The following is a 25,424-nucleotide window of genomic DNA, read 5'->3' on the forward strand; positions in this document are numbered from 1 at the left end:
ACCACGATCATTTCCCTACGGGGCAGCCAGCTAAAAGGTCACGGCGCACCTCTCCCGAACCGGTTCGGCGCGCGTTGTCCCGCAATCGGGACGAACCCATCCCATCGGTGGTCTTGTTTCCCTGCCTTCCGGCGCCTTAAGCCTCCGCTTTATCCTCTTTTACAACAGCTTAGCATCCATCTCCGTGCGTGGCACAGCCTGTGCAACCTCGCCCGCACTCACCATGCTCATTGCCCTTCGTTCCCTGCTAAAATCTCCCGGGTTCACGGCGGTCGCCGTGCTCACGATCGCCATCGGCATCGGGGCCAACACCGTGTTGTTCAGCGTTTTCAACGCGGTCGTGCTCAACCCGCTCGATTTTCCGGCGGCCGATCGTTTGGTGCGCGCCTGGATCGACGATCCTTCCGGGGACTTCTCCGCCCCGGCCGCGTCGTGGCCCAAATACGAGCACTACCGCGACAACCTGACTTCGGTGGAAGCGCTCTCGGCCGCCACGTTTCACAATGCCACCTTGACCGGCGAGGGCGACGCCGAGCAATTGAGCGGGTTGGCCGTGACTTCGAATTTTCTGTCGGTTCACGGCAAACACGTCGCTCGCGGTCGCGACTTCACCGCCGAGGACGACGTCTTGGGCGGGGAGAACATTGCGATCCTCTCCCATGAATTATGGCAAAACCGATTCGGGGGCCGGGCGGGCATCCTGGGCCAGACCATTCAATTGAACGGCGTGGGCACCACCGTCGTCGGAGTGCTGCCGCCCGCGTTTCCCTTTCCGTATAACCAAATCCAATACCTTCTTCCCCGACCCGATGAACAGTCGGGCATTCCGTTGGCACAGGTGCAACAGGGCGGCGCGATCTACCTGCAGCTGACCGGCCGACTCAAAACGGGAGTGTCCCTCGCCACGGCCGATGCCGAGCTGCACACGTTGTCCGCCGCCTATAACGACACCCATCCCGCTCGCATGGACGCCAACAGCGATCACCTGCTGCGCCCCTACGCCGATGAGTTGGTGGGCAACACGCGCCCGACGTTCTATGTGCTGCTCGCCGCCTGCGGGTTCGTGCTGCTCATCGCCTGCGCCAACATCGCTTCCCTCTTCCTCGGCCGACTGTCCGCCCGGCAAAAGGAGATCGCGGTGCGTCTCTCACTCGGTGCGACCCGGCGTGATATCATCCGGCAGTTTCTGACCGAGAGTCTGTTGTTTTCCCTGACCGCGGGCTTGCTGGGTGTGCTGTTCAGTTTGTGGGCCATTTCGTTGGTCTCGACTTTCGCCGCCCAACAACTTCCGCGCGCCAGCGAGATTTCGTTCAGCGGTGCCGCCATGGTGTTCTCCCTCGCGGTCGCCGGTCTCACCTCCCTCCTCGTGGGGTTCGTGCCGGCTTGGCAGGCCTCGCGCGCCGAGCTCACCGAAGCGCTCAAAGACACCGCTCGCACCGGCGGAGGCGGCAATGGTGGCCGTCGGTTCCGCGCGGGCTTGATCGTCACCGAGGTGGCGTTGTCGGTAACGTTACTCGTCGGGGCCGGTCTGCTGATGACCAGCTTTTGGAAACTGCTCACGACCGATGCCGGGTTTCGGTCCGAAGGTGTGGCGGCTGCCTTCGTGAATCTTCCGACGCATCGCTACGATACGATGGAAAAACGCGTCGCATTCTATGATGCGGTCAACACCGAGCTCACCCGCCAGCCCGCCATCACCCATGCTTCCCAAATCATCGGCCTGCCGCTCTCCGGCTTCACACCGATTTCCCCCTACACCGTCGGTGGCACCGAGGTGTTGCCTCTGCCCCAACGGCCCTTGACGGGATTTCGAGTCGCCGGCCAAGACTACAAGGAATTGGTCGGACTCACACTGATCGAGGGCCGCTGGTTCGAGGAGACCGACACCCTCGGAGCGCCGACGGTCGTGGTTATCAACGCCTCCTTCGCCCGTCGACTCTTCGGGGGAGACAGCGCGCTCGGGCACACCATCCTCACCGGGGCGAACGGGGAGAACGTGAACGAAATCGTCGGCGTCATCGCCGACGTGAAAACCACCGGGTTGAATCAATCCGCCCCCGACGAAGTCTACTACTGCGCCAGCCAACGCTCCAATCACGGCATGGGCATCGCCGCCCGCACCACCCTCGATCCGATTTCGCTGCAGGGGGCGATGCGCACCGCCGTGGCCAGCGTGGATCCGACCATTGCCATTTCATTTTTCCAGACCCTCGACGAAATCACCCTCAACTCCCTCGGCGTGCAACGCATCGCCGCGTGGTTGATCGGGTGCTTCTCGGCCATCGCCTTCCTGCTCGCCATTGTGGGCCTGTATTCGGTTCTCGCCTACAACGTGACCCAGCGCACGGCCGAGATCGGCATCCGCATGGCCCTGGGGGCCATGCCCGGTCAGGTCATCCGTATGATTCTGAGTCAGGGCCTGCGCATGGTCGCGCTCGGGGTGGGAGCCGGATTGCTTGTTTCCGGCCTGGCCACCCAGCTCATCGCCTCGCAGTTGTTCGGCGTCGAATCGCTCAACGTGGTCATCAACGCGGTCGTCGCGCTCAGCTTTGTCCTCGTCGCCACCTTCGCCTGCCTGTTCCCCGCCCGCCGCGCCGCCCAGGTCGACCCCATGATCGCCCTGCGCAGCGAGTAACCCGTTGCCCCTGCCGCTGTCTTCGTTCGCCATGATTCGCACCATTGTCCAAAGCCTCCGCCGTCACCCGGGCCTGAATATCGCCATCGTCCTCACGCTGGCACTCTCTCTCACCGCCGCCGTCGTCGTCACGGGGTTGATCGATACGTATCTGCGGCAACCCCTGCCCCAAATCGACGACCGTGGCGTGATGATCATCGAGGAGTTTGAGCTGTCCGATGGGCCCGGTTCGCGCGGCCGGATCAGTTGGGACACCGCCCGGGATGTGCGCCAACAGGCCACCTCGTTCTCGCAAGTCGCCATCGTCACCAATGCGTCGTTCACCGTGCACGGCGACGACGCCACCGAAGTGGCCTATATCCCCACCGTCAGTCCGGAATTCTTCCCCATGTTGGGCGTCAAGGCGGCGCTGGGTGACATCATCCACGAGACCAATGCCCGTCAGTCCGGCCAGATGGCACTCATGCTAAGTGACGAGCTCTGGCGTCGACGCTTTGGGGCCGATCCGAAAATCGCGGGTCGCGCCGTGCAACTCGACAACCAGTCGACCGTGGTGGTCGGGGTGCTGCCCCCAGCCTTCGATCTGCCGTCGTTGGGTTCGGGACAGCAAGCCTGGCTGGCCATGCTGCCTGAACAAGTCGACCGCCAGGACCGACGCGCCACGCGCCACTTTGCTTTTGGCCAACTGGCCCCCGGCACCCGTGCCACCACGGCCGCAGCCGAAGTGCAGCAGCTCGGCAATGTCCTCCAAGCCGAATACCCCGAGACCAACGGCACCCGCGGAGTCACGGCGACCCCGTTGCGTGATGCCTTGCTGGGGCCGTTTCAGGGGCAACTCTGGATTCTCATGGCAATGGCCGTGCTCGTCTTACTCGTCGCCTGCCTCAACAGCGGAGCACTGTTGCTCGCTCAGGCATTGCGACGTCGTCGCGAGTTCGCGGTGAGGCTCGCCCTCGGGGCGCGCTCCGGACGCCTCCTGCGACAGTTCTGGATCGAAAACTTGACCCTCACGATCATCGCCGCCGTGGCGTCACTCGGTCTCGCCGCGTGGATTTCCCCAGCGATCATCGCGCTGTTGCCCGGCAACACGGGTGTGAACACGTTTGCCGATCCCGATGTCAATGCGTCCTCCTGGTTGTTCGCCCTCGCCGCCGCCGCTGTCGCCGCCCTGCTGTTTGGGCTGATGCCCTGGGCGATCGCCCGCCATCTTCCCATCGACGCGACGCTGCGCAGCGGCGGACGCTCGATGGGGGGAGGCACCGCCAGCCGGTGGAGTCGCTGGCTCGTGACCGGACAGATTGCCGTGGCGCTCGCCTTGGCGACGGCCGCCGGTCTGCTGGTGCAAAGCAGTCGCGAACTGAACCAGGTCGACTACGGCCTCCCCGTGGAAGAACTTTTTCAGTTTCGCATCGGCACGCGCGGGTCGGCCTACCTCGACGCGGAATCGCGTCTGCGGTTTTTCGAAAACGCCCGCGAATCCCTGGCGCGCCTGCCGGGCGTGGAAGCCGTCAGTCTGGCTGGGTTCAGCTATCCGAATCCCCCCACCACGAACCAACCGTTTGTGCAGGAAGGCGATGGGCTTGAACTCCGCGATTCACCCAAGGAAGCCCACATCGATGTCGTTTCTCCCGAGTTCGCCCGGACTCACGACGTGCGCGTTTTGTATGGTCGTTTTCTGGAACCCACGGATCGCCTGGATCACCCCCCGGTCACGGTGGTGACGGCCGAATTGGCCGAACGCTATTGGCCCGGCAAAAACCCCGTGGGCAAACGCGTGCGTCTCGGCGGGGTCTCGCCCGACTGGTGCACCATCGTCGGCGTCGTTTCCGATCGACGCAGTATCGGACACAACCCCCGCACCATCGACGGCTTTTTCGTGCCGGTCGCACAGTTCACCGGCCAAAATACCGCCGCGTTCGTGCGCTTCGCGGGCGTGGAACCTCCCGCGTGGACGAGTTTGCAGCGCGCGGTCTGGGACCTTGATCCCAATGTATCCTTGTTTTTCGAAAATCGCGTGAGTGAGTTCTACGCCAACTCCGCGTGGCAACAACGGTTCAGCCTCGTGCTCATCGTGGCCTTCGCCGTGCTCGCCGTGGTGCTGTGCTCGACGGGACTCTATGCGATGCTGGCGTTTGCCGTCGCGGCCCGCACCCGCGAACTCGGCGTGCGGGCCGCCCTGGGCGCGTCGGCCCAAAACCTGCGCCACCAGATCTTGCGCGACGCCACCACCATGATCGTTCCCGGCCTTGGGTTGGGACTCTTGATCGCCGCCGGGGCCAGCCGCGGTCTGGCCGGGCTCCTTTTCAATGTGCCTTCGTTTTCTCCGCTCATTTTCACCATCGTCGCATTATTGATCGGCGCGGTGTGCTTGGTCGCCGCCTGGTTTCCCGCGCTCCGCGCCACCAAGGTGGATCCCGCTGTCGCGCTGCGCAGTGATTAAGATTCCCTACTCCATTTCATTTCATTTCGAACCGCCCTCCTCCGCTTTCACTTCAATGCTGCCACATCATGATCGCTGATTTCCGCCTCGCCCTTCGCTCGCTGACCAAATCCCCTGGCTTTGCGGTCGTCGCCATCGCCACGCTCGCGCTGTGCATTGGCGCCAACAGTGCCATTTTCACCGTCGTCAATTCGGTGTTATTGCGTCCGCTGCCTTACCCGGACTCCGAACGTCTGGTGCAAGTCTACAATAGCTACCCGAAGAGCGATCTGGAATATGCCGGCGTTTCGATTCCCGACTACCTCGACCGTATGGACCGCGCCTCCTCGATTGAGGATGGAGCCATCTACACGTGGGAAAGTTTGAATCTGGCCAGTGAACAGCCCCCCACCCGCGTGCTGGGTCTGCGCACCTCACCCAGTTTGTTCTCCACCTTGCAAACAGCCCCGGTCCGCGGTCGCGCCTTTACGGCCGCAGAGGCTCAGCCCGGCAACGAGCATGTCGTCATGCTAAGTCACGCGTTGTGGCGGGATAATTTCGGGAGCCGGGACGACGCCATCGGACAAACACTTCGGCTCGACGGTGTGCCCTACCAGATCATCGGCGTGATGCCGGAGTCGTTCAGCTTTCCCGCCGACGAAGTGAAATTATGGATACCGTTCGCGTTCACGCCGGAACAGATGAGCATGAACGAGCGCGGCACCGAATACTCCGAGATGATCGCGCGACTGAAGCCGGGCACCACCCCCGCCATGTTGACCGCGGAGTGCGAGGCCATCGTGCAGCAGAACCTCCTGCACGCGGAGAATTTCCGTCCCTACGTCGAAGCCACGGGCTTCACCGGCATCGCCCGTTCGATGCTCGACCAAACCGTCAAAGACGTGCGTCCGATGCTGTGGTTGCTCCAGGCCGGCGTCATTGCGGCGTTGCTCATCGGCTGCGCCAACGTGGCGAATCTCTTGCTCACCCGCGCCCTCGCCCGGCAACGCGAACTCGCCATTCGCACTGCCCTCGGGGCGAGTCGGTGGAGCATCGTGCGGCAGTTGCTCATCGAGAGTCTGGTGTTGTTCGCCATTGGTGGCGGTCTCGGCCTTTTGGTCGCAATGTGGTCGCTGACCGGGATGCAATGGTTGGGCGTCGGCGATCTCCCGCGCGGTGGCAACGTCTCGCTCGATACGACCGCGTTCGCTTTCACCTTTATCTGTGCAGGCGTGACCGGCATCGCCTTCGGTCTCATCCCCGCCCTGCAAGCGTCGCGCACCGACGCCAGCGAAGCCCTCAAGTCCGCCGGCTCACGTGTGACCGCGGGTCGCCGCCAACGCCTGCTGCGCAATTCGCTCGTCGTCACCGAAATCGCACTGTCGCTGATGTTGCTCGCGACCACGGCGTTGCTCATGCGCAGCTTTCATCACCTCCAGCAACAGCCGGCCGGATTCAATCCCGAATCCGTCATGACCGCCCGCTTCACCTTGCCGGCAGAAGCTTACACGGCAAACAGCGCCCGCGTGGCATTCGCCGAGGATGTGATCGCGCGATTGAACGCCATTCCCGGCGTGATTGAGGCGGCGGTGACGAGCAACATTCCTTTCGGTTACAACAACTCGCAGGGCACCTACCGAATCGAGGATCGCGAGGTGCCGGAGGATCAGCCCCCGCCTCACGGCCAGATACGCTCCATTTCCCCGGGCTACTTCGCGACCATGGGCGTGCCGTTGCAGCGCGGTCGGGTATTCACGCCCGCTGACAGCATCGAGGCCGAAAAGGTGGTCATCATCGACCGGGTGCTGGCCGATCGCTACTGGCCGGGAGTCGATCCGGTGGGCAAACGTCTCTACCGCGGCGAGGGTGAACCGGAGAATATGCGCACCATTGTCGGCGTCGTCGCGGCGGTGAAACACGGCGGACTCGACGATCCGGTGCGCAAGGAAACCATCTACTATCCTTACAACCAGCGTCCCGTCTCTGGACTGACTTTGGTCGTGCGCACATCGGTGCCGCCGGAATCGATTACGGGAGACATGCGCCAGGCCGTGCTGGCCGCTGATCCGGACCTCCCGATCTACGACATTCAAACCCTCGCGAGCCGTGTCACGGGTTCACTGCAAACCCGCCGCACGCCGGTGTTGTTGCTCGGTTTGTTCAGCGGCATGGCGTTGCTGTTGGCCGCTCTCGGAGTCTACGGTGTGCTCGCGTTCAGCGTGGGCCAACGCACCCAGGAGATCGGCATTCGCATGGCCCTCGGCGCCGCCGCCAAGGACGTGCTGCGATTGATCCTTCGCCAAGGTTTGAAGCTCATCGGCATCGGCGTCGGCTGCGGTGTGCTCGGCTACATGGCGATTAGTCGATTCCTGCGCAGTCTGGTCTTCGAGATCGCGCCGCTCGATGCGGTCGCCTTGGTGGCTGCCACCGTTCTACTGATCGGTATCGCCGCCCTGGCGTGCCTGTTGCCGGCTCGACGAGCGGCCCGAGTCGACCCGATGGTCGCCTTGCGTGACGAGTGAGTTTCGGCAAAACGGACCTTTGACGAACGCGCCCGAGCGTGCCGGAGTGCTTCCGACGTGCCCCGTTTAGCCCGGGTCCGTTGTCTGCATACCTCGCCGCCATATTTCCGACGTCATGACTCTACCCCGCTTGTTTCTCGGCCTCCTGCTGCTACCGCTGACCCTGTCGGCAGAACGCTCCGCAGAACTTCTCACCGTCGCTGAATCGTATATGGAAGCCTACACGGCTCAGGACTACCCGGAACTGGCCACGTTCTACACGCCGTCCACGGTTTTTGATGACCCGACCGCCGCCGGCATGTGGGGACAGAGTTTCACGGTCGAAGGCGGCGAAAACATCGTCGAAGCCATGCGCACTGGCTGGTCGCTCATTCAGGACTTCAAGTTCAAGACCCGGGAGCACATCGTCTACCACGATCGAGTGGTGCTCGTAGGCACCTCGCACATGACCGTCGATGGCGCGATGATCGGGCGCAAAGCCGGCCAGTCATTCAGTTTTGATCTACCCGCCGTAACCATCCTGCGCATCGTCGACGGCAAGGTGCTGCTTCACCTCGACCACTACGACTACTCCCCCATGCGCGAAGGCTGAACGGAGACGATACAAAATGAAACAGTCCATCGCCACCGTGGCTTTGGTCGTGCGCGATTATGATGAAGCGCTGGCGTTTTACGTCGGAAAACTGGGCTTCGAATTGATCGAAGACACGCCCCTGCCCAACGAAAACAAACGCTGGGTCGTGATTGCTCCACCCGGCTCGACCGGCACGCGCCTCCTCCTCGCCACCGCGAGCGACGACGCGCAACATGCTCGCATCGGTGATCAAACCGGCGGCCGGGTTTCGTTTTTCCTCCAGACGGACGACTTCGAACGCGACCATACGCGATACGCCAAGGCCGGCGTTATTTTCACCCAACCGCCCCGCCATGAACTCTACGGCAAAGTCGTGGTCTTCCGCGACCTCTACGGCAACCTCTGGGACCTTATCGAACCTCGTTGAAGCGATGGTCGCGCAGCGCTACAATCGTCTCGATTGGCACCGTCATCCACAGCTGTGAACGCCCGGCACGATCCTCAATCAACGTGACGGTTTTACCCCACTTGGTCTCATAGATTCGGACTCGTAAAAAGACTTCGGGTGGACCGGGCTGACGGGCGAGTTCCGGAATCATGTTGACCCAATGTGACCCGGTTAGGTTGTCGAACAGTCGTCCGATCGCCCATCGCGGGTCATGGACCTCCGCACCAGGTTTGGTGGCAGCCAGAATCTGCTCCGCCCACGCCTGCAACTCCACCGGCTCATTCGCATCCTCGACGGGCCAGGCGAAGGCTTTGCGTTCGCGACCATTTTTGCCCGATCCGCGAAACTTGGTGGTTTTGAAGCGGACATACGATTGCCCCTTCCACTCCTCAAACATGACTTCAAAACGGACGGTCTGGTAAGCGTGAGCCCGTTCATTGATCACCACGTAGTCGCTCAGAGGTCGAATCCCCTGCGCCGCTTTCAAGCTGTTCATCACGTTTCCAAGCATGGCTGCGTTTGGTCGTGTAGACGACTACCACAAATGCACCGGCCAAGAACGTCTATTTTCTCTCTCTACCGCTCACGTAACCGATCAACACACCACTGCTTGAAACGGTTCCACGGCGTCAGGTGGTCCGGCACCACCGGGAAGCCCCGGTAGTGTGCCCAGCAGGCGGCAGAGTCGTGCCACTTTTCAGAGTGGGCAAAAATGGATTCCGGGGACCGTTCGCGCACCGCTTGCTGCAGGCACGCCGAATCCAGTGCCATGGGTCGCGCATAGATGATACTGTAGTGCACCCAGCGCGCAAACTGACGTTCAACCGTCACTTCGGTCCGACGCACGCGCTGGCCCAACAGCCGCTCCGGATTTCGCCGCGCCCTCAGGTATTCAGCGATGAGTTTCTCCCGCGAACCGAAATCCCACACCGCCAGAAAATCCCGCATGCGACCGAACCATAAATGATCACATATCCACGCCCGCGGTAGGCCTGGATTGTCTGCCACAAGATTGACGCCGCTCGCGGCCGGACCGAGGTCCCAGTCATGCAGAAGGCAATCGGTGCGAATGCGGAGCACGTGGGTATAAGACTCGCGCTGAGTGCGTAGCACGCCACACAGGTGCATGATCGCCAGAAACATGCCCATGGTGTTGTGCGGTGGACTCCCGGAATTGGACTCGCCCACGATTTCGGGAAAATCGCTCCGTTGATAACCGGGCTCCTCCACCAGATACGTCACTTCCGGTCGGGCCCGCAACGCGTCGACTTCGAAGTCGTAGTTATCGCGAGCTTTGGCACCGTCCTCCATCTGCCAGAGATGCACCAATACCGCATAGTCCATGGGCAATTTTTCGCGCAACCGATCCAGCACCAAAGGGGCGTAGCGTCGCGGTCCGCTCATCAGCACCGCCAATCGCATCACAGCGCGCTCCTTCCCCACGGCCGCAACAACGCCTTGACCAACGCGCGGTTAAATATGCGCTGACTCGGCACAAACATCGGTATTATCGCCGACATGAATATGCGCGCCGCGCACGTTGCTCCGGCCGCTCCCATTACCCCGAAGCGCGGAATCGCCCAGGCGTTGAGGCCGATGTTTGTCAATGCGCCGATGGCTGTCGCCCAGACGCCCAGTTTCGAGTCCTGCACCAACGCCAGATACTGGCCCCGCATCAGCCCGACAAACACGAAAACCTGGGCCAGCAGAAGCACCGCAATCGGTCGACCCGCCTCGGCAAAGGCTGGACCAAAAACTGCTCCGACCAGCCACGGTCCCGCCCAGAACATGATCACGGCCGCCAGAGCCAGCACCCACATGCCGGGTCCGAGAACGCGACTGACTTGGTCAACGAAGACCTCCTCCCCGCGCCGGAACAAGGTCACCAAGTCGCTGCCCAGCATCCGCACCAAAATCACCAGCACCATCGGCACCATGTCCACCAATTGCACCGCCACCGCGTAAATGCCAACCTCCCGCTCCCCGGCGAGTTTGCCCAACATCACCAAATCCATTCGCGTGAGAATGAGCACCGAAATTCCCGCCAGCGTGAAATTGATTCCGTCCCGCCACATGGCGCGACCGACTGGCGTTGTATCAATCGATTCGACAACGACGTCCGGCGTTTCCTCGCGCCGGCCCCACAATCGACCGCGCGCCCCGAACCAGTTGATCGCCCCCTTGATCAAGGTCTCCACCGTGGGCACCGCCAACAGCCAGCCCACCGGGCCGCCCACAACAATCACGCCCAATCGCACCAACAAATTTCCGGCCGATCCCGCGAGTCCCGCCGCGATCAGGTTGCGGTTGTTTTTGGCAAAGAACATCCACTCTTCGCCGACCGTCAGCCACGCCAACAGGAACATCGTGGCGAACAGCCACACGAAGCCCATCGGCAAAGGGTTGTCCGGAGCCATGAGCTGATAGACCCAGGGAAACAGGAGGAAGCACACGCCGCCCCAGATCAGTCGCCAACGTCCGGCCAGGCTCACGGCCCGCGACTGCAGCCCGGTGCCGAAGTAACGCAGCATGACGTTGCCGAGACCAAACGTGCTGATCGGCGCGAAGAACGCGCCCAGCGCAAAGACGTAGCTCACCCGCCCAAACTCCTCCGCGCCAAACCACCGCGCCACCAGCACGAAACCCACCAACGCCAGACCTCGCGCCAATCCGCGTTCGACGAGGACCGACAGGATCTTGGTCCGGTTGGACGACTCCACGGCCGGCATCGTGCTCAATAGGCGAAGAAGTCGCCTTGTTGGGAATTCGGCACCGCGATCTGACCCTCGCCGATCAAGTCCGCCGCGTAGTCCACGAACGCATCCGTCACGTCGAACTCGCCCGTCGCCACCCACTCGGGTTTGAGCCGACGGTGCATGTCAGCAGGCAGGTCCGCAAACGGCAGGCTCTTGAAACCGATCCCGTTGAGCGCGGTCGGCATGCGACAAACCGACGCGAAGAATGATCGCTCACCTGCCGCCAAACTGCGCACCGCATGCCGACCCACGCCATGCGCACTTTCCAAATCGATGGTCGAAACGAAGCGGCTGTCACTGCGTTGATCGAAACCGGGCAGGAAGACCCGCGCCTTCAATCCAGCCTCGAAACATGCGGCCATGAGCAGCTGCGCATTGGTTGTATCCGTCGATCCATACATGATCTGACCCGACGCATCGAAACGCTTGGCAAAGTCGGCCACATCGTAGCCTTCCGACATCACCACGATTGCCCGCCCCCGCGCCGCCACCACTTCCTGCAATCGCGCCACCACCGCCGCCGGGGTTTGCAAATTCTCCGGCAGCAAGAGGATCAATGGCATTTCGCGCTGCGGATCGGCCAGTCGCGCACACGCCGCGAGAAATCCCGTCTGCCGCCCAAACGTCTGTGCGATCAGGATCTGGTCGTGGCTGCACGCCCCGAGGTTCTCCAGATTCATGATGTGCGTCTTGTGCCGCCAGTAGTTCGCACAACTCGGGAATCCCGGTGTGAAATAGGTGTCGCTGAACGCGGGATCGCCAAAGTCGTTGTCGACCGTCTTGGGCACCGCCGCGATGGCGATTTCGTCGCCGACCAGCTCGCCAATTTTGCGGGACTGCTGAATCGTGCCGCTGCCCCCGATGTTGATGAAATAACCCACATCATGCTCCGCGAAACGTTGCCGCAGGCGCTCACGCCATGTCTCGTCGACCGGCTCGACTCGGGTGGTGCCGATAAACCCCGAGGTCGGCGTGCGGTAAAGTCGCGCAAGATCGGCGTCCGAGATCGCCGTCAGGTCACGCACGTTGCCTTCGAGCAATCCGAGGATGCCCGGTTGGCCCGCCAGCACGCGCACGTCGGGGCCGAGGTGCTCGCGCACGCCGGTGATGAGGCCGCACAACGTGGCGTTGATGACCGAAGTCGTGCCGCCCGACATGGTGATGAGAACGTGGCGTGGCATTAGAAAACGACGGGGGCACTCGCGGGGTTGAAGCGGCAACTGTTGTGCTGCAAGCGATGGCTGAAAACGTCGATGCCTTTCAGATTGCCGAGATCGAACTTGGCCATCGTGCCCGCTGGATGAATCGGCACGCCTTCGCGGATGAGGTGGTTGTAGGCCGGGCCCACATAATACTCGCCCTTCACGGTTTCACCGGAGGCGAAGTGCTGAGTCAGCATGTGCGCCAGCAACGCCACCGACGACAGGCCGTAGACGCCGGCGCTCGCGAGGTTGGAAATATTTTCCTTCTCCACCACTCGCGTGATGAGTCCGCCGTCGATCTGCGCGTAACTGGCCTTGGACGAAAACTCGGCGTAAAGCGGCATGTAGCCCGCTTGACTGGGCGCAACGACGTCGTGCATCGCCGCCGGGATTTCAAAGTGCACATACTGATCGACATTGACGATCGTCACCATGCCGTCCTCGCCCTTGAGCGCATCCACGGCAAACGCGACCGACTTGGCCGGTCCTGGCGGCACATCCGGGGCGAGCACGACCTCAAACGGGGCGCGAATCCGACAACGGTCGAGGCTGCCGCGAATCGTTGCCCGAACATCGAATTCCTTTTCAAACGCTGCGGTCGTCACGAAGACAAATCGCGAAGCCTCCGTGACGTGAACGCTGAGCGAAAGCAGCAACCACTCCAGAATCGACGCCCCGTTGACCATGATAAACGGCTTGAACAATCCGAGATCGCTCGTGCGGGTGCCGCGGCCGGCCATGGGGATGATCCAATTCATAGTGCGTGCGTGAAACGAGGTGAGGTGCGGATCGAAAACCGTCCGTCGCGCCTTGGCGAGACCTCATCCACAGGTGTTGGCCCGGTTGAGGTTACATATAAATCAGGCTCGCACGCACTCAGCTCGCGCTTTGTGCTCCGCCCGTGCCCCTTTCTGCGTCAACCCAATCGCCTTTTCGCGCCGCCGAACTGGCGTTTGCGATCATCGGCCTCTCGGGACTCGCGTTGATTTCACTATCCGAGCCTGCCAGCTCGTTGATCCACTCGACACCGTGGAAATACGTTTATGCGATCACGCTGCTAACTCCCATGATGGGATTTTGTGCTCGGGTGGCCTCGGACGAATCTTGGACGCCACCGACACGCATATGGTCCATCTTCCTTGGCGCGTTGCTCGCTACCGTGCTGATCAGTGCGATGCTCAGCCCTTACACTAAAATCGTGTGGTGGTGGTCTGCGCCGGTGCTGGCGGGAATCGCCCTGTTTTTGTGGCTTCATGCGCGCATCAACTCGCTCACGGGGTTCCGGGACATCGTCGCAACCGGCATGGCGATCGGCAGCGCTTTGTTGGTGCTCCGCAGCATGGTCGCATGGACGCAGGACGCGCACGACCTACTGCATCAAGGCGCGGGCTTTGCCACGCTGATGGATATCCGCAACGCGCATCCCTTGGGACATTCCAACTATACCGCCGGCGCCGTGTTGCTCGGACTGCCTTGGTTGGTCCGGGCGGCCGTTCAATCAAGGGGACTCCGCCGCGCGGGGTGGAGCATCATCACGTTGCTCGGGCTCGCGGCTTTGTTTACCTCCGGCAGCCGTGGCGGCATCTTGGGGCTGGGCGTGCTGGCCGGGCTGGGACTGCTGCTGCTGAGACTGCCCCGTCGCCGGTTAATCTGGTCCGGCGCGATCTTGATCGTCCTCGGAGCTGCCTTCGCGCTCACGAATCCGCGCGTGCGATCCACATTGAAGTCGGCCGACCCCGCGGCCGCCCCCAATCTCAGCTCGGTGCAACGTCGCGCCATGATCCATGCCGGCTGGCAACTCGGGCGGGCTCGCCCGGTCTTCGGCTGGGGCCTGCACGCGACACCGCTCGTTTATCCCCGGGTGCGAGCCCAACTCGATGGCGGGGCGGAAAATGTGCTGCAATTGCACAGCACGCCGATTGAGCTTTGGGCGGGTTTGGGTGCACTCGGCATGGGCAGCGTCACCATGCTACTCGGTCTCGCGGGATTCGCGTGGCGCCGCGAACCCACCGCCGCAGTGGCCTTGGTCGGTTACGGTGTTTTTGCGCTCACAGATCATCAGCTTGACCTGCCGATCGTGGTGGCGGCCATCGCCGCGTCCGGCGCCATGCTCGCGCCGTCCGCAATTAAAAGCTGGGGGAAACGTCCGCGTTGGGCGGCCGGCGCGACGTGCTTCAGCATCGGCTTGGCGGTGGGCATCGGTGGTGAGCGCGACCCAACTCCCGCGATGAACACCACCGCTCTGCAAATCGCCACCGATCCGGCGCGATCGAGTGAAGCCATTGCCCTGCTGCAATCATCGTTGGCCGCCAATCCCGATCAGGAGCTCGCCCATTTCAATCTCGGCTGGCTGCTCGTCGTCGCCAATCCCGCGCAGGCCGAATGGCATTTTCGTCAAGCGGCCCTGCTCGTTCCTGACAAGGGGGGCGTGTATTTTGGTCTGGGACTGGCTCGGCTGAATCAAGGACAAACCGTGACGGCCGCCCATTGCTTCGCCGTGGAGTGCGTCAACGACCCGCGTTTCATGACTTCGCAGTGGTGGAACCTGGAGGCGATGGAGTCTCAGCGTCACGCCACCAAACAGCAATTTCGCCTGCTGCTGAAAATCATCGGCTACGAACTCCCCGAGGGGGCGACATGGCGCCTTGAGCACCTCAACCATCTCATCGCCGCTGTCGATCAGATCGGACGCGTGAACGCAGAGGACCAACGGTCGTATCGGCGAGAGCGCACCGGTTATCCCGTGTTGATGCGCAATCTCGATATCCCGCCTCCCATTGACCTGTATGACGTGCGAGAGAGTCAGCCGCAGGCCGGGGAAGAAGCCACCACCCTTCCACCCAAGGGGTGGCTGCCGGGGCCCTTGTTGCTGAAGCTGCTGGACCCCGCCGGCATCGCGATTCACTAACGACAAAGCATGGCCGCGTCGTCCAACAACCCCCTGCGGGACTCCATTCTGCCCGCCACGCTGCTGATCGGGGACACGTTGGTGGCGTTTGCCGGGCTGTCACTGGCGTATTGGCTGCGTTACGATTCCGCCTTTGCCGCTCTGGGCATCGACGTGCCCTGGGCGACCTACGGCCAATATCTGCCATTGTTGCTCGTGGGTGTAATCTTCCTCGTAGCCGCCTTTGCCCAGCGTGGGCTTTACGACGGACGCATGCTGTTGCGCAAACAACACGCGCTCAATCTGCTCGCCCGCGCTACGGTGTATTGGGTCGTCGTCTACATGGCGTTCTCGCTGGTGATCAAATTCGATCCACCCATCTCGCGCCTGTTTGTCGTCTTTGGCGGCTTCTCCACCCTGCTGCTGCTATGGCTGTGGCGGGAGTTGTTTTACCGCGTCACCACCCACCCGCGTTGGCTCCCCAAAATCCAACGGCGCGTCGCCTTACTCGGTTGGAACGAGTCGGCCGAGACCCTCCTCAACGACATCCCTCCCGGTGGTTCGCATCCGTATCAACTCGTCGGATGCGTAACCGACGATACTACCGCGCTCTCGTTGCGCACGCTGGGGCCGGTAAAGAACCTGGCCGCCATATTGCGCTCGGAAAAAATCGACGTGCTGCTCGCCACTCGCCTCGATTTCGACCCCGACGAGTTGGCCGAGATCACCTCCACCTGCGAGCAGGCCTACGCGGAGTGGAAGGTCATGCCGGCGGCCTTCCCGATTTTTCTCAGCGGTCTGCGTCTGCAGACTGTCGGCAGCGTGCCAGTCGTGGGCGTCGAGGATCTCGCCATCTCTCGTTTGATGAATCGCATGGTGAAACGCCTCCTCGACGTGATCGGCGCCACCGTCGGACTCGTGGTTTCCGCCCCCGTCATCGGCGTGCTCGCATGGTTAATCAGGCGCGAATCGCCCCACGGCAGCGTGCTCTTTCGCCAAACCCGCGTCGGAGCCGATCATCAGGAGTTCACGCTCTACAAGCTGCGCAGCATGCGTCCCGATGCCGACGCCAACGACGCCGACAATCAAAGCACCCGGGTCGGTGATACGCGTCTCCTGCGCATCGGTGCGATCATGCGGCGATGGAACCTCGACGAGCTGCCGCAATATTGGAACGTCCTGCGCGGCCAAATGAGTCTCGTCGGGCCGCGTCCTGAACGCCCCCATCACGTCGACCATCTGGCCAAACGCATCCCCCACTATATGCCGCGCCACCTCGTCAAACCCGGCATGACCGGCTGGGCTCAAATCAACGGATTGCGCGGCGCGACCGACCTCGAAGAGCGCATCCGCTACGATATCTACTACATCGAGAATTGGTCCCACTGGCTGGATCTGCAAATCATCGGCCTGACCTTCCTGCGCTGGAAAAGCGGAGCCGCTTAAACTGTTCCCATGTTCCGCTTGAAGCACCGTCTCCTCGTCGCCACCAAGTCATTTTGGGAGACTCTGCTGCAATGGGAATCCGCCATGGCGGCCACTTGGGCATCGCGCGCCCACCGTCGCCTGATGAATTTGCAATGGCGCGTCGCGCCGCAACCCGAGCACTTCGACCATCACCTGGACCTGCACTACCAATGGCTGGCCACGCGCAGCTCCTTCTGGGTCGAGCGCGGGGTGTTCGGCGGACTCGCGCTGCGGGGTGGCGACGTGCTGGAACTCGCCTGCGGTGATGGCTTCAACGCCCGTAATTTCTACAGCCTGCGTTCGCGTCGCGTGATCGCCTGCGATTTCGATCCGGCTGCCATCGCCACGGCGCGGCGTAAAAACCACGCTCCCAACGTTGAGTTTCGCCTCGCTGACATCCGCGACTCCATGCCAGATGGGACGTTCGACAACATCGTGTGGGATGCCGCTATCGAGCATTTCACTCCGGCGGAAACCGCCGCGATTTTGCGTAACATTAAAGCACGGCTGACCGAAGGTGGCGTTCTGAGTGGCTACACCATCGTCGAGCGGGCGGACGGCGAGAAATCGCTTTCGCACCACGAATACGAATTCCGGGACAAAACGGACCTCCTGGAGTTTCTGACTCCCCACTTCCTTCATGTGCGCGTCTTCGAGACGAAATTCCCGGAGCGCCACAACCTCTACTTTTGGGCTTCAGACCACACGATCCCGTTCGACCCCGACTGGTCAGCGGCGATCTCTGTCACCAACACTGTCGCCACATAGCGTGGCTTATCAGACCGGCCTCACCCGTTGATGCCCGCGACGGCGGGCACGCCAGAGCGCGACGCGTTTCCACAGTCCGAACATGAGCTGCCACTTCCACCGGGCGAAAACGTGCGGCGCGAAGTGCTTTAAATAGACGTCACGGTTGGCGTCGAAAATCGCCGTGGACATCGCGTCGTAGTCGCGCGCCACGCTTTGGCCTTTCAAATGAACCGTATCGTAACGCCCATCGTAAACCACGCGATAACCGGCACGGCCAATGCGCGCACACAGGTCGAGATCGTCGCCATACATGAAAAACGCCTCGTCGAACACGGCATGTCGCGTCGGGGCCGCGACCTGATTGAATACCGCCCGTCGACCCAGCATGAAGGCCCCGTTGATCGCGCCGACGTCGTAAGTTTCGTCCTCCGGGAGGTGCGTCAGGTTGTATCCGGCAAACCACTTCGTGCGTGACCAGCGGGCCGCCAATCCGCTCGCCCGGCAGAATCCGTCCCATGCGGTCGGCAGCGAGCGACGACAGGCCAAATCCATCGAGCCATCCGCCTGCACGAGCCGCGGGGAAATGACACCGAGATTGTCCTCCGTCTGCGCCCGGTTCACCAGCGCCGTCAACGCGGTTTCGTTGCACACGGTATCGGGATTCAAAAACAGCACGCACTCACCCGTGGTTGCGGCGAAGCCCAGGTTGTTGGCCTTGCCGAAACCGACATTGCCCGGAGGATCAATCACTCGAACGTGCGCAAAATTCTCCCGCACGAACGTGCTGGTGCCATCAGCTGGATAGTTGTCCACCACCGCCACTTCCACCGCCCGATCATCAATTCGCCTCGGGATCGACGCCAAACACGCCTCGATTTCGGTGCGAGATTTGTAGGCGACGATGATGACGGAGAGAATGGGAACAGGGTTTGGCATCGACAGCGCGCATCGTGTGGGCTGATTCAGCGGATGCAATGCCAGCCCCCACCCCATTGATCAGTATCATTGTGGTCTGCCGTAATCCCGGGGCACCACTGCGCGACGCGTTGGCCGGCATCTGGCACCAAACGCTCGCGGCACAAACCGAACTGATCGTCATCGACGGCGCTTCCACCGACGGCACCGCCGCTTGGTTGACCGAACATACATCGCGTATCGCGCACCTGTGCACCGAACCCGACAGCGGTGTCTACGACGCGATGAACACGGGTATCGCGGCGGCTCGCGGCGAGTGGATTTACTTCATCGGGGCCGACGATCGTCTCGCCGCCCCTAACGTGCTCGAAAAAATCGCCGTGCTACTTCGTGCCACCTCGCACGACATCGTCGGAGCCCAAGCACGCTATTCCGACGGTCGTCTCTACGCGACGCGCCCGCCTTTGCATCCGATTCGCCGCAATCCGCTACATCATCAATCCACCTTTTACCGCCGCAGCCGGATCACCGCCCACGGCAAGTTTGATGCGGTTCTACGGGTGGCGGCTGACTACGATTTCAATCTGCGCTTGATCGGAGCCGGCGCCGTCGTCGATCGCTCTGATGTGTTAGTGGCTCATTGCCAGGCTGGCGGACTGAGCGACGCCGGCAACTGGGTGAGCTACGGCGAGGAAATCACCGTGCGCCACCGACATTTCCCGCTGTGGCGATCACTCCCATGGGATTTTGTCTCGTGCGTGCGGTTTGTGCGCAAGAAACTGAGACGCACCCTTCGTTCCGCCTGACCATGGCCCGCTCTTTTCGCACCAAAATCAAAGCCCTCGCTAACGCGTTGCTCGCTCCCGCGGGCCTTTCGCTGCAACTCAAGCGCGACGTCTTCGACATGGATGGGCTGCTAGCCAGGGCGGCATCGCGAGGTATAAAACCCAGCACCGTCATCGACATCGGCGCGTCCAACGGATGCTGGTCACAGTTGGCGCACCGCCACTTTCCGTCTGCTCACTTCGTCCTGTTCGAACCGTTGGCCGAACGCGTCACCGAGCTGGCGGACCTCGCCAGGTCGCACGGTTTTCAACATGTAGCTGCCGCGGCCGGCGCCGAAGTCGGCGAGATCACCTTCGCCGTGGAGGGAAATCTGGACGGCAGTGGCGTCGCCGCGACGGGTTCGGCCGGGACCCGTTCCGTGCCGATGGAGACAATTGATCACGTCGTTGCCGCCCACGAACTCACTGGGCCCTACGTGCTCAAACTTGACACCCACGGCCACGAGCTTCCCATTCTCGAAGGCGCCACCGCCATGTTGCCGCAGACTGATCTCCTGATCGTCGAGGCCTACAATTTTGAACTGCAACCGGGTTGTCTGCGTTTTCACGAACTCTGCGCCTGGCTCGAGGCGCGCGGTCTGCGCTGCTGTGATCTCGCCGACCCTATGCGCCGTCCCACCGATGGTGCCCTCTGGCAAATGGACCTCGCCTTCGCCCCGACCACCAGCCCGTTGTTCACCAGCGATGCCTACCGCTGACCGGATACGGTGATCACCGTGTCGAAACGCTTCCACCCATACTTCGCCACCCGCTCCGCATAAAGATGCAGATTGGCCGTGCGAAACCCGATTCGCGCACACCAACGACGCCATTGGCCTACATCTCTGCGTAGCCCTAGTTTGCCATCCACCGCCGAGCGCTCCGTCTCCATTTCCTCCCGATTCTGCGTCAGCTGCCTCGGCCTCAGGCGAAACGCCGCCACTTCACCGCGCACGAACTTTCCTGCCACCCCGGCCAGACACACCCGTGCAAGATAGTCCGAATCACCGCACAATCGAAGCTCGCCATCAAAGTCCCCCACCCGATCCCACGCGGCCCGCGTGATTACCGTCCCGTGTTGGTAAACCGGCTCCAGCCTCTCCGCATACAGCGCCCGGTTACAAGCCGGCATCGTGCTGATTGGAATCCCTCCCAACCGCCGACCCTCCACATCGATTAACCGGACCCTCCCATAAAACATCACCGCCTCGCCTTTCGCCGCCGCGACCCGTGTGCACAACCGCGCAAACCCAGATAGCAGCACGTCATCGTCGTTGATATAGGTAAACGCATCCCAATCTCCTTCCGCCGCCAGACCGGCATTTATCGCCGCATACATACCCCGCCCCGCCTCCGCCACCACGGCCGTGAGAGGAAATCGCCCCGCCAATTCGTCCACTCGCTCTCCCCGCGTCACAAGCACATGTCGGCTCCCGGGTGCGCACCGCGCCACACTCGCTACCGTCTCGTCCAGCCAAAGGGAATCCCCCAACGTGGGTGTCACAACCAGCAGCTTCACGCTCTCACCCCGCAATCCACATATAATGCCCGATACGCCGCCGTCACCACTTCCCGCGAATAGCACCGTTCCACTTTTTCACGCGCCGCCCCGCCCATCGACAAACGCATCGGTTCATCATTCAAAAGTCGCGCCACCGCCTCCGCTAAGCCCGTCACATCTCCCGGTGCAACCAGCAACCCGTTCACTTCGTCATCGATCATATCGGGAATTCCTCCCACACGGCACGCGACGACCGGCGTCCCCGCCGCCATCGCTTCCATGACCGTGTTCGGCAGGTTGTCCTGCTTCGAGGGAGCCGTGAATACATCCGCGGCCGCATAAAGATCCGACATCGCCCGCTCCCCCTTGACGTAACCCAGCTCATGCACGGTTAGTCCATTCCGCTGAAGCCGCCGCCGGTTCGGCGTTCCGAAGATCACCACCTGCGGCACCCCTTCCTTGAAGGTCATGCGAGCCAGGAGCCTCAACGCCTGTTGCAGATCCTCAGCTCCCTTGCGGTCCCCTGATTCGATCGCCATTGCTCCGGCCAGCACGAGTCGCCCTTCCTCTGGCAACCTCAGGCGACGTCGTGCCTGCAACTTATCGACTGATGAAAATTCCCTTACACCCACCGTGTTTGGAATCACCCGCACATCGGCGCCGGTCAGCACCGCGCTCTGCGACGCACACTGCGCGATCCACTGACTCGGGGCGACGTATCGGATCTTCGACAAATCACCCATCTTTCGTCGTCGTTCCACTCCTTTCCTCGAAGCGTCGCTTTCGGATTTCGTTTCCAAAATCGGGCAACTGCCGCAGCCCACCCGATACCTTTCGCAGTCCCCTGCATAGTGACACCCACCGGTAAAAGCCCACATGTCGTGCATGGTCCACACGATCGGCACGTCCAATTCCGCGAGGGTCTCTAACCGCAAAAACCCATGCGACACCCAGTGCACGTGCACCACATCAGGCCGCAGCGCACGAACCCGCTTCACCAATCCGTCCGCCAGACTCCCCACCGAAAATTCCTCCACCGCACGCGGTAACACCAGCAAACGCTCCGCCCTTCGCTGCGACTTTGTTGCGACCCGTTGTAGCCAACCGTTCGGTCCCATCACATCCGCCCGATTCGAGTCTTTTTGCCGCACCAGCATCAGCGACTCCTCGCCGGCATCCACCAACGCGCAATGCAGCCGGAATGCAGCTTTCGCCGCGCCCCCCAGCTCATCATAAGCACTGAGGTGCAATATCCTCACGGCTTCAACCTTCTCCTCGAAACCATTCTCGTAAGCTGGTCAGGCAATTGCTTCCGGCTCCTCGTATACACGGTCGCATTTGCCCCATTCGTCGAAAGTGGTGTGATATTCAGGTAGTTCCAGTCAGATTGAATAACTGCATCGCAGCCTACTCTGTTCCGCTTCATCGGCGCACAGCGTAAAGATTCAAATACTGCGAAAACCTCCCGCACACTGGCTCCCGCATAAATGGCTGGCGGGGTCCTTGGGCGACCTTCACATGACAGTCGAACCCTGCCTCCTCCAGTAGCGCGATCGCCCGCCCCAATCCGCCTTCCCCCGCACGGTAATGCCATTCGACGAAAAGATTCCGGATGCGATCTAAAAACGGGCCGATGTCGCGCAACACGCCTCCCTCCGCTCCCTCTACATCCACCTTCAACAAATCCACTCGCTCCGGCAGCCACTGGGAAAGTCGTTCCGTTTTCACCGTAACTCCATCGCCTTCCCCGTCGGTCAATCGTCCTCCGTCCGCCCCGTCGGCCACGAAGCACTGTTCCCCTTCGGTCTCCGCCAGCGCCCGTTCTTCCAGACGCCCGCGAACCCCCCACGCCTCCAGATTACGTCGGCACAACGCCGCCACCGCCGGATCAGGTTCGAACCCCAAATAGTCGAATTCGCCCATCCTGGTCTTCCAAAACAACGCCGCCAGTCCGATGTTCGCCCCCGCATCCACCAACACGGGCTTTTCCCCCTCACGAACCGCCACTTCGTAAATACGATTTACAAAAATCTCGTCCCACGCGCTCAGAAAACTGGGCCCGTCGCATAACTCGATCGTGTATTGGCCAAAAGATACTGTGGCGGCATTGTGCCTCGGTAAGCCCCCCAGCCGACGCGCAAATCGATGCAGAGCCCGATACTCCGCACTGCGCCAATATTCACGCAAATGCCAAGCGGGTCGTCTCAGCAAACCGTTCCAGAATCCCAGTGGATGATAGATGCTGCTCATGTGCGAATAATACGTCGCGCAAACGCAATCAGCCTAAGTAAAAAAGGGGAAGGCTCGAACACCAGTCGTCCAATTAACGCATCGACCTCTACATTCCCTGCCACCTCCTCCGGATGAATCAGCGGAAACACGGTGTCCCGGGTCGGCAGGTTTCCCCACCGGCCCGTGACCGTGTGAGTGGCGTCGCCACCGAACCCCAGATTGGCGACCAGGTTCACCGCCGAGTTCGCCGACCACATTCCCCGCGACCAGATCACGGATGTCCACCGGTAAGCCCACGAATCTTGCTCTCCGTTTTGAGTCGCATCGAAACAGTCTGCCCACAATCGGCGCTCGGCCGACCGAGCCGGAGCAATTTTCCACGATGCCTCCCTTTTCCCCTCCCAAGCCTGCATGCCATGGTCGTAATGCCGCCACGCCCGCCGCCACGTTGCCCAACCCCAGCAATGTGGATACCGCGAAAAAAAGTAACTTTCCCCGAAGCCCTCGCCTTCCGGTAAAAAACTGCACCCGGCAATCTGCGCGACCCGCTCGTCATCGCGATATCGCTCCAATAGCTCCTCGCAAAACGAAAAAAATGTCGGCACGGGCAGGCAATCGTCTTCCAGAATAATCGCTTCCTCAACCTGTTCAAAAACCCAATTCAAACCCGACGAGACCCGCCGCGCGCAGCCCAGGTTTTTATCCGCATAATTGGTTTCCACCTCACAAGGCCAGTTTACCCCTGCCTCCACCAGCGCCCTTACCTCCGCGCACTTCTCAGCTTCCCCGTCACGACCGATCCGCGGTCCATCGGCGATTACCAGCAACACTGGCGGTCTCGCCTCGCGGATCGCCGCCAGCGTCCGCCGTGTCACTTCGGGCCGGTTGAAAATAATCAAGGCGACGGCAGTTTTCATTTCACCACCAGCGGGTAAACGGGATCGTGCACCGCGTCCAGCAGCGCCCGGCGGAGGATCTGATCACACGATTTTTCGACAACCATTCGATCCAGCCACCTCACAGTTGGCACACCAGACCGCAAGTGCTAAGCGCCCTTCGAATCACTCAGCCCAAGGTTCCAAACAAATTCGCATAGTTGGTTTCGCGTGCGACGTTTGATTTCAATCAGGTTCGTCTCAATTTACCCCACATGCTGCGCTGCCATATCCCCATACCCCGCCTCCTTTCCTCTAGTCACGCGGCCCAGCAGCGCTGCCGCTCGGGAGACCCCATCACGCAGGCAAATGAAGCTGACCGCCAGCGCAAGTGGCTGACTCAACCCGACAATCCCGACAACTGCCGAAACGCTGCGAATCTAGCGGTCGCCGCCACCGGTCTTTTCCGGCCGTGCGGAGGTTTCCTGCGGCTCCGCGCGGTTGACCAGATTCTCCCGCACGCGCTTTAGCTTTTCCGCTTGGCGCTTGGCCTCATCGGGCGGCAGCACCGGACGAAAAGTATCCGACGTGGTTGGCTTCGAATCAGAGTTTGGGTTGTTGTTTGCCATACCGGTATCGTAGCCCGTCGCCCCAAATAGTTCCCGGATTCGCCAAAAACCGGCCGCCCCTCCCGGCGTTCCCCTTCCCTCAAGCGGCCAGGGCGTGACCGTGACTCGCCGGAGCGAGCGGGCGCGCCGACGCTTCGTGGTGCTGCCACAACACATCGCGGACACGGCGAAGATCGCGCACCGGCAGATCGGGATCAAGTTGATCGAGATGGTCAATACACGCCCGGGTCGGAGGCAACCCGAGCCAGCCCAACACCTCAAAAATCGTGCTGCGCTCGCGCACCGCATTGAGTTCGCCCCACTCCGGCAGGACGCTGCGCAAATCGGAGTGGGCCGCCGCGACCAAGGCCAGCACCGGATGCTCCAGAATGTCCTCGGTCAGTGCCGGACAGTAGGCCAATGCGGCCAGGGCGTGCAGACGGTGGAACGAAAAACGCTGAATCAGCTGCGACCACTCCACCGGGCAAAACTCCAAGTAAGCCTGCCAGTGACGCTTCGTCAGCGAAACTGCCCCCGTGCAGAACGAATCGCTGCGCACGTCCGGCGTATAGGGACGCCACAACCCGGGGGACAATTCCTTCTCGAAAGCGACTTCCGGCCAGAGCGTAACCCGGTGGCCTTGACCGTTGTGGTGCCAGAGCAATTCCGGCGAAAGATTCGTCGCCCGGCTCGAAGCCTTGGAGGTGCGGGAGGAGCGGGACGGACGACGACGGGAGCGAGGGGAGAAGTTCATGTCGCCGAGAATACCACCCAGCATGAGACATAGATTGTCCCATACCTAAAATTCT

At 61.7% G+C, this 25,424-nt stretch carries 22 protein-coding genes; 10 read left to right on the plus strand and 12 right to left on the minus strand.

Features of this window, described 5'->3' with window-relative positions:
* Positions 1-223 precede the first annotated feature (223 nt).
* From PXH66_RS10410 to PXH66_RS10430, 5 genes are all read left to right on the plus strand, one after another.
* The gene (locus PXH66_RS10410) at positions 224-2,635 is read left to right on the plus strand and encodes an ABC transporter permease (protein WP_330928163.1); all 2,412 of its coding nucleotides are present in this window, start codon (positions 224-226) and stop codon (positions 2,633-2,635) included.
* 31 nt (positions 2,636-2,666) lie between these two features.
* On the plus strand, positions 2,667-5,075 hold the full coding sequence (locus PXH66_RS10415; RefSeq protein ID WP_330928162.1) for an ADOP family duplicated permease: 2,409 nt from the start codon (positions 2,667-2,669) through the stop codon (positions 5,073-5,075).
* Positions 5,076-5,143: 68 nt separating this feature from the next.
* Positions 5,144-7,576, plus strand: a complete 2,433-nt coding sequence (locus tag PXH66_RS10420; RefSeq protein ID WP_330928161.1) for an ABC transporter permease — start codon at positions 5,144-5,146, stop codon at positions 7,574-7,576.
* 115 nt (positions 7,577-7,691) lie between these two features.
* The gene (locus PXH66_RS10425) at positions 7,692-8,168 is read left to right on the plus strand and encodes a nuclear transport factor 2 family protein (RefSeq protein WP_330928160.1); all 477 of its coding nucleotides are present in this window, start codon (positions 7,692-7,694) and stop codon (positions 8,166-8,168) included.
* Between the two features lie 16 nt (positions 8,169-8,184).
* On the plus strand, positions 8,185-8,577 hold the full coding sequence (locus PXH66_RS10430; RefSeq protein ID WP_330928159.1) for a VOC family protein: 393 nt from the start codon (positions 8,185-8,187) through the stop codon (positions 8,575-8,577).
* Here the strand turns inward: PXH66_RS10430 and PXH66_RS10435 are convergent.
* From PXH66_RS10435 to PXH66_RS10455, 5 genes are all read right to left on the minus strand, one after another.
* Positions 8,561-9,109: a hypothetical protein gene (locus PXH66_RS10435; protein ID WP_330928158.1), complete on the minus strand. Its 549-nt coding sequence runs from the start codon at positions 9,107-9,109 to the stop codon at positions 8,561-8,563. The two genes, PXH66_RS10430 and PXH66_RS10435, sit on opposite strands and share 17 nt — an antisense overlap.
* A gap of 65 nt (positions 9,110-9,174) precedes the next feature.
* Complete coding sequence (locus tag PXH66_RS10440; protein WP_330932355.1) at positions 9,175-10,002, minus strand: hypothetical protein; 828 nt, start codon at positions 10,000-10,002, stop codon at positions 9,175-9,177.
* Between the two features lie 17 nt (positions 10,003-10,019).
* On the minus strand, positions 10,020-11,327 hold the full coding sequence (locus PXH66_RS10445; RefSeq protein WP_330928183.1) for an oligosaccharide flippase family protein: 1,308 nt from the start codon (positions 11,325-11,327) through the stop codon (positions 10,020-10,022).
* Positions 11,328-11,332: 5 nt separating this feature from the next.
* Positions 11,333-12,535, minus strand: coding sequence for a 6-phosphofructokinase (locus PXH66_RS10450; RefSeq protein WP_330928156.1), 1,203 nt, complete (start codon positions 12,533-12,535; stop codon positions 11,333-11,335).
* Complete coding sequence (locus PXH66_RS10455) at positions 12,535-13,314, minus strand: glycosyltransferase family protein (protein WP_330928155.1); 780 nt, start codon at positions 13,312-13,314, stop codon at positions 12,535-12,537. Before PXH66_RS10455 ends, PXH66_RS10450 begins: the two co-directional genes overlap by 1 nt.
* A gap of 143 nt (positions 13,315-13,457) precedes the next feature.
* Here PXH66_RS10455 and PXH66_RS10460 point away from each other — a divergent pair, with 143 nt between their 5' ends.
* From PXH66_RS10460 to PXH66_RS10470, 3 genes are read left to right on the plus strand one after another with little or no spacing between them, the layout of a single operon-like run.
* Positions 13,458-15,464, plus strand: a complete 2,007-nt coding sequence (locus PXH66_RS10460; RefSeq protein ID WP_330928154.1) for an O-antigen ligase family protein — start codon at positions 13,458-13,460, stop codon at positions 15,462-15,464.
* A 9-nt stretch (positions 15,465-15,473) separates the two neighbouring features.
* Positions 15,474-16,889, plus strand: coding sequence for a sugar transferase (locus PXH66_RS10465; RefSeq protein WP_330928153.1), 1,416 nt, complete (start codon positions 15,474-15,476; stop codon positions 16,887-16,889).
* A gap of 9 nt (positions 16,890-16,898) precedes the next feature.
* Positions 16,899-17,678 carry a class I SAM-dependent methyltransferase gene (locus PXH66_RS10470; RefSeq protein ID WP_330928152.1) on the plus strand — a complete coding sequence of 260 codons (780 nt, stop codon included), beginning with the start codon at positions 16,899-16,901 and terminating at the stop codon, positions 17,676-17,678.
* 9 nt (positions 17,679-17,687) lie between these two features.
* Here PXH66_RS10470 and PXH66_RS10475 read toward each other — a convergent pair whose 3' ends face one another.
* Positions 17,688-18,596: a glycosyltransferase family 2 protein gene (locus PXH66_RS10475; protein WP_330928151.1), complete on the minus strand. Its 909-nt coding sequence runs from the start codon at positions 18,594-18,596 to the stop codon at positions 17,688-17,690.
* 38 nt (positions 18,597-18,634) lie between these two features.
* Between PXH66_RS10475 and PXH66_RS10480 the strand changes: the two genes are divergently transcribed.
* Together PXH66_RS10480 and PXH66_RS10485 are read left to right on the plus strand one after the other, a co-directional pair.
* Positions 18,635-19,381, plus strand: coding sequence for a glycosyltransferase family 2 protein (locus PXH66_RS10480; RefSeq protein ID WP_330928150.1), 747 nt, complete (start codon positions 18,635-18,637; stop codon positions 19,379-19,381).
* A 2-nt stretch (positions 19,382-19,383) separates the two neighbouring features.
* Positions 19,384-20,118, plus strand: coding sequence for an FkbM family methyltransferase (locus PXH66_RS10485; RefSeq protein ID WP_330928149.1), 735 nt, complete (start codon positions 19,384-19,386; stop codon positions 20,116-20,118).
* Here the strand turns inward: PXH66_RS10485 and PXH66_RS10490 are convergent.
* The 6 genes from PXH66_RS10490 to PXH66_RS10515 form a co-directional block, all read right to left on the minus strand.
* Positions 20,109-20,918, minus strand: coding sequence for a glycosyltransferase family protein (locus PXH66_RS10490; protein WP_330932356.1), 810 nt, complete (start codon positions 20,916-20,918; stop codon positions 20,109-20,111). The two genes, PXH66_RS10485 and PXH66_RS10490, sit on opposite strands and share 10 nt — an antisense overlap.
* Entirely contained in the window at positions 20,915-22,159 is a 1,245-nt protein-coding gene (locus PXH66_RS10495; protein WP_330928146.1) for a glycosyltransferase family 4 protein, read from the minus strand. The genes PXH66_RS10490 and PXH66_RS10495 overlap by 4 nt, the downstream gene beginning before the upstream one ends.
* Before the next feature lie 163 nt (positions 22,160-22,322).
* Positions 22,323-23,150, minus strand: a complete 828-nt coding sequence (locus PXH66_RS10500) for an FkbM family methyltransferase (RefSeq protein WP_330928145.1) — start codon at positions 23,148-23,150, stop codon at positions 22,323-22,325.
* Positions 23,147-24,049, minus strand: coding sequence for a hypothetical protein (locus tag PXH66_RS10505; protein ID WP_330928144.1), 903 nt, complete (start codon positions 24,047-24,049; stop codon positions 23,147-23,149). Before PXH66_RS10505 ends, PXH66_RS10500 begins: the two co-directional genes overlap by 4 nt.
* 398 nt (positions 24,050-24,447) lie before the next feature.
* Positions 24,448-24,576, minus strand: a complete 129-nt coding sequence (locus PXH66_RS10510) for a hypothetical protein (protein ID WP_330928143.1) — start codon at positions 24,574-24,576, stop codon at positions 24,448-24,450.
* A gap of 139 nt (positions 24,577-24,715) precedes the next feature.
* Positions 24,716-25,369, minus strand: coding sequence for a hypothetical protein (locus PXH66_RS10515; RefSeq protein ID WP_330928142.1), 654 nt, complete (start codon positions 25,367-25,369; stop codon positions 24,716-24,718).
* Between the last annotated feature and the right edge of the window lie 55 nt (positions 25,370-25,424).

This window comes from Synoicihabitans lomoniglobus, assembly GCF_029023725.1.
GTDB classification, from domain to species: Bacteria; Verrucomicrobiota; Verrucomicrobiia; order Opitutales; family Opitutaceae; genus Actomonas; species Actomonas lomonigloba.

What these genes read in the sequence shown, in the direction of transcription:
- PXH66_RS10410 (WP_330928163.1), top strand. Translation starts at nt 224, where the DNA reads ATGCTCATTGCCCTTCGTTCCCTGCTAAAATCTCCCGGGTTCACGGCG.
- PXH66_RS10415 (WP_330928162.1), top strand. Translation starts at nt 2,667, where the DNA reads ATGATTCGCACCATTGTCCAAAGCCTCCGCCGTCACCCGGGCCTGAAT.
- PXH66_RS10420 (WP_330928161.1), top strand. Translation starts at nt 5,144, where the DNA reads ATGATCGCTGATTTCCGCCTCGCCCTTCGCTCGCTGACCAAATCCCCT.
- PXH66_RS10425 (WP_330928160.1), top strand. Translation starts at nt 7,692, where the DNA reads ATGACTCTACCCCGCTTGTTTCTCGGCCTCCTGCTGCTACCGCTGACC.
- PXH66_RS10430 (WP_330928159.1), top strand. Translation starts at nt 8,185, where the DNA reads ATGAAACAGTCCATCGCCACCGTGGCTTTGGTCGTGCGCGATTATGAT.
- PXH66_RS10435 (WP_330928158.1), bottom strand. Translation starts at nt 9,109, where the DNA reads ATGCTTGGAAACGTGATGAACAGCTTGAAAGCGGCGCAGGGGATTCGA.
- PXH66_RS10440 (WP_330932355.1), bottom strand. Translation starts at nt 10,002, where the DNA reads ATGAGCGGACCGCGACGCTACGCCCCTTTGGTGCTGGATCGGTTGCGC.
- PXH66_RS10445 (WP_330928183.1), bottom strand. Translation starts at nt 11,327, where the DNA reads ATGCCGGCCGTGGAGTCGTCCAACCGGACCAAGATCCTGTCGGTCCTC.
- PXH66_RS10450 (WP_330928156.1), bottom strand. Translation starts at nt 12,535, where the DNA reads ATGCCACGCCACGTTCTCATCACCATGTCGGGCGGCACGACTTCGGTC.
- PXH66_RS10455 (WP_330928155.1), bottom strand. Translation starts at nt 13,314, where the DNA reads ATGAATTGGATCATCCCCATGGCCGGCCGCGGCACCCGCACGAGCGAT.
- PXH66_RS10465 (WP_330928153.1), top strand. Translation starts at nt 15,474, where the DNA reads ATGGCCGCGTCGTCCAACAACCCCCTGCGGGACTCCATTCTGCCCGCC.
- PXH66_RS10470 (WP_330928152.1), top strand. Translation starts at nt 16,899, where the DNA reads ATGTTCCGCTTGAAGCACCGTCTCCTCGTCGCCACCAAGTCATTTTGG.
- PXH66_RS10475 (WP_330928151.1), bottom strand. Translation starts at nt 18,596, where the DNA reads ATGCCAAACCCTGTTCCCATTCTCTCCGTCATCATCGTCGCCTACAAA.
- PXH66_RS10480 (WP_330928150.1), top strand. Translation starts at nt 18,635, where the DNA reads ATGCCAGCCCCCACCCCATTGATCAGTATCATTGTGGTCTGCCGTAAT.
- PXH66_RS10485 (WP_330928149.1), top strand. Translation starts at nt 19,384, where the DNA reads ATGGCCCGCTCTTTTCGCACCAAAATCAAAGCCCTCGCTAACGCGTTG.
- PXH66_RS10500 (WP_330928145.1), bottom strand. Translation starts at nt 23,150, where the DNA reads ATGAGCAGCATCTATCATCCACTGGGATTCTGGAACGGTTTGCTGAGA.
- PXH66_RS10505 (WP_330928144.1), bottom strand. Translation starts at nt 24,049, where the DNA reads ATGAAAACTGCCGTCGCCTTGATTATTTTCAACCGGCCCGAAGTGACA.
- PXH66_RS10515 (WP_330928142.1), bottom strand. Translation starts at nt 25,369, where the DNA reads ATGAACTTCTCCCCTCGCTCCCGTCGTCGTCCGTCCCGCTCCTCCCGC.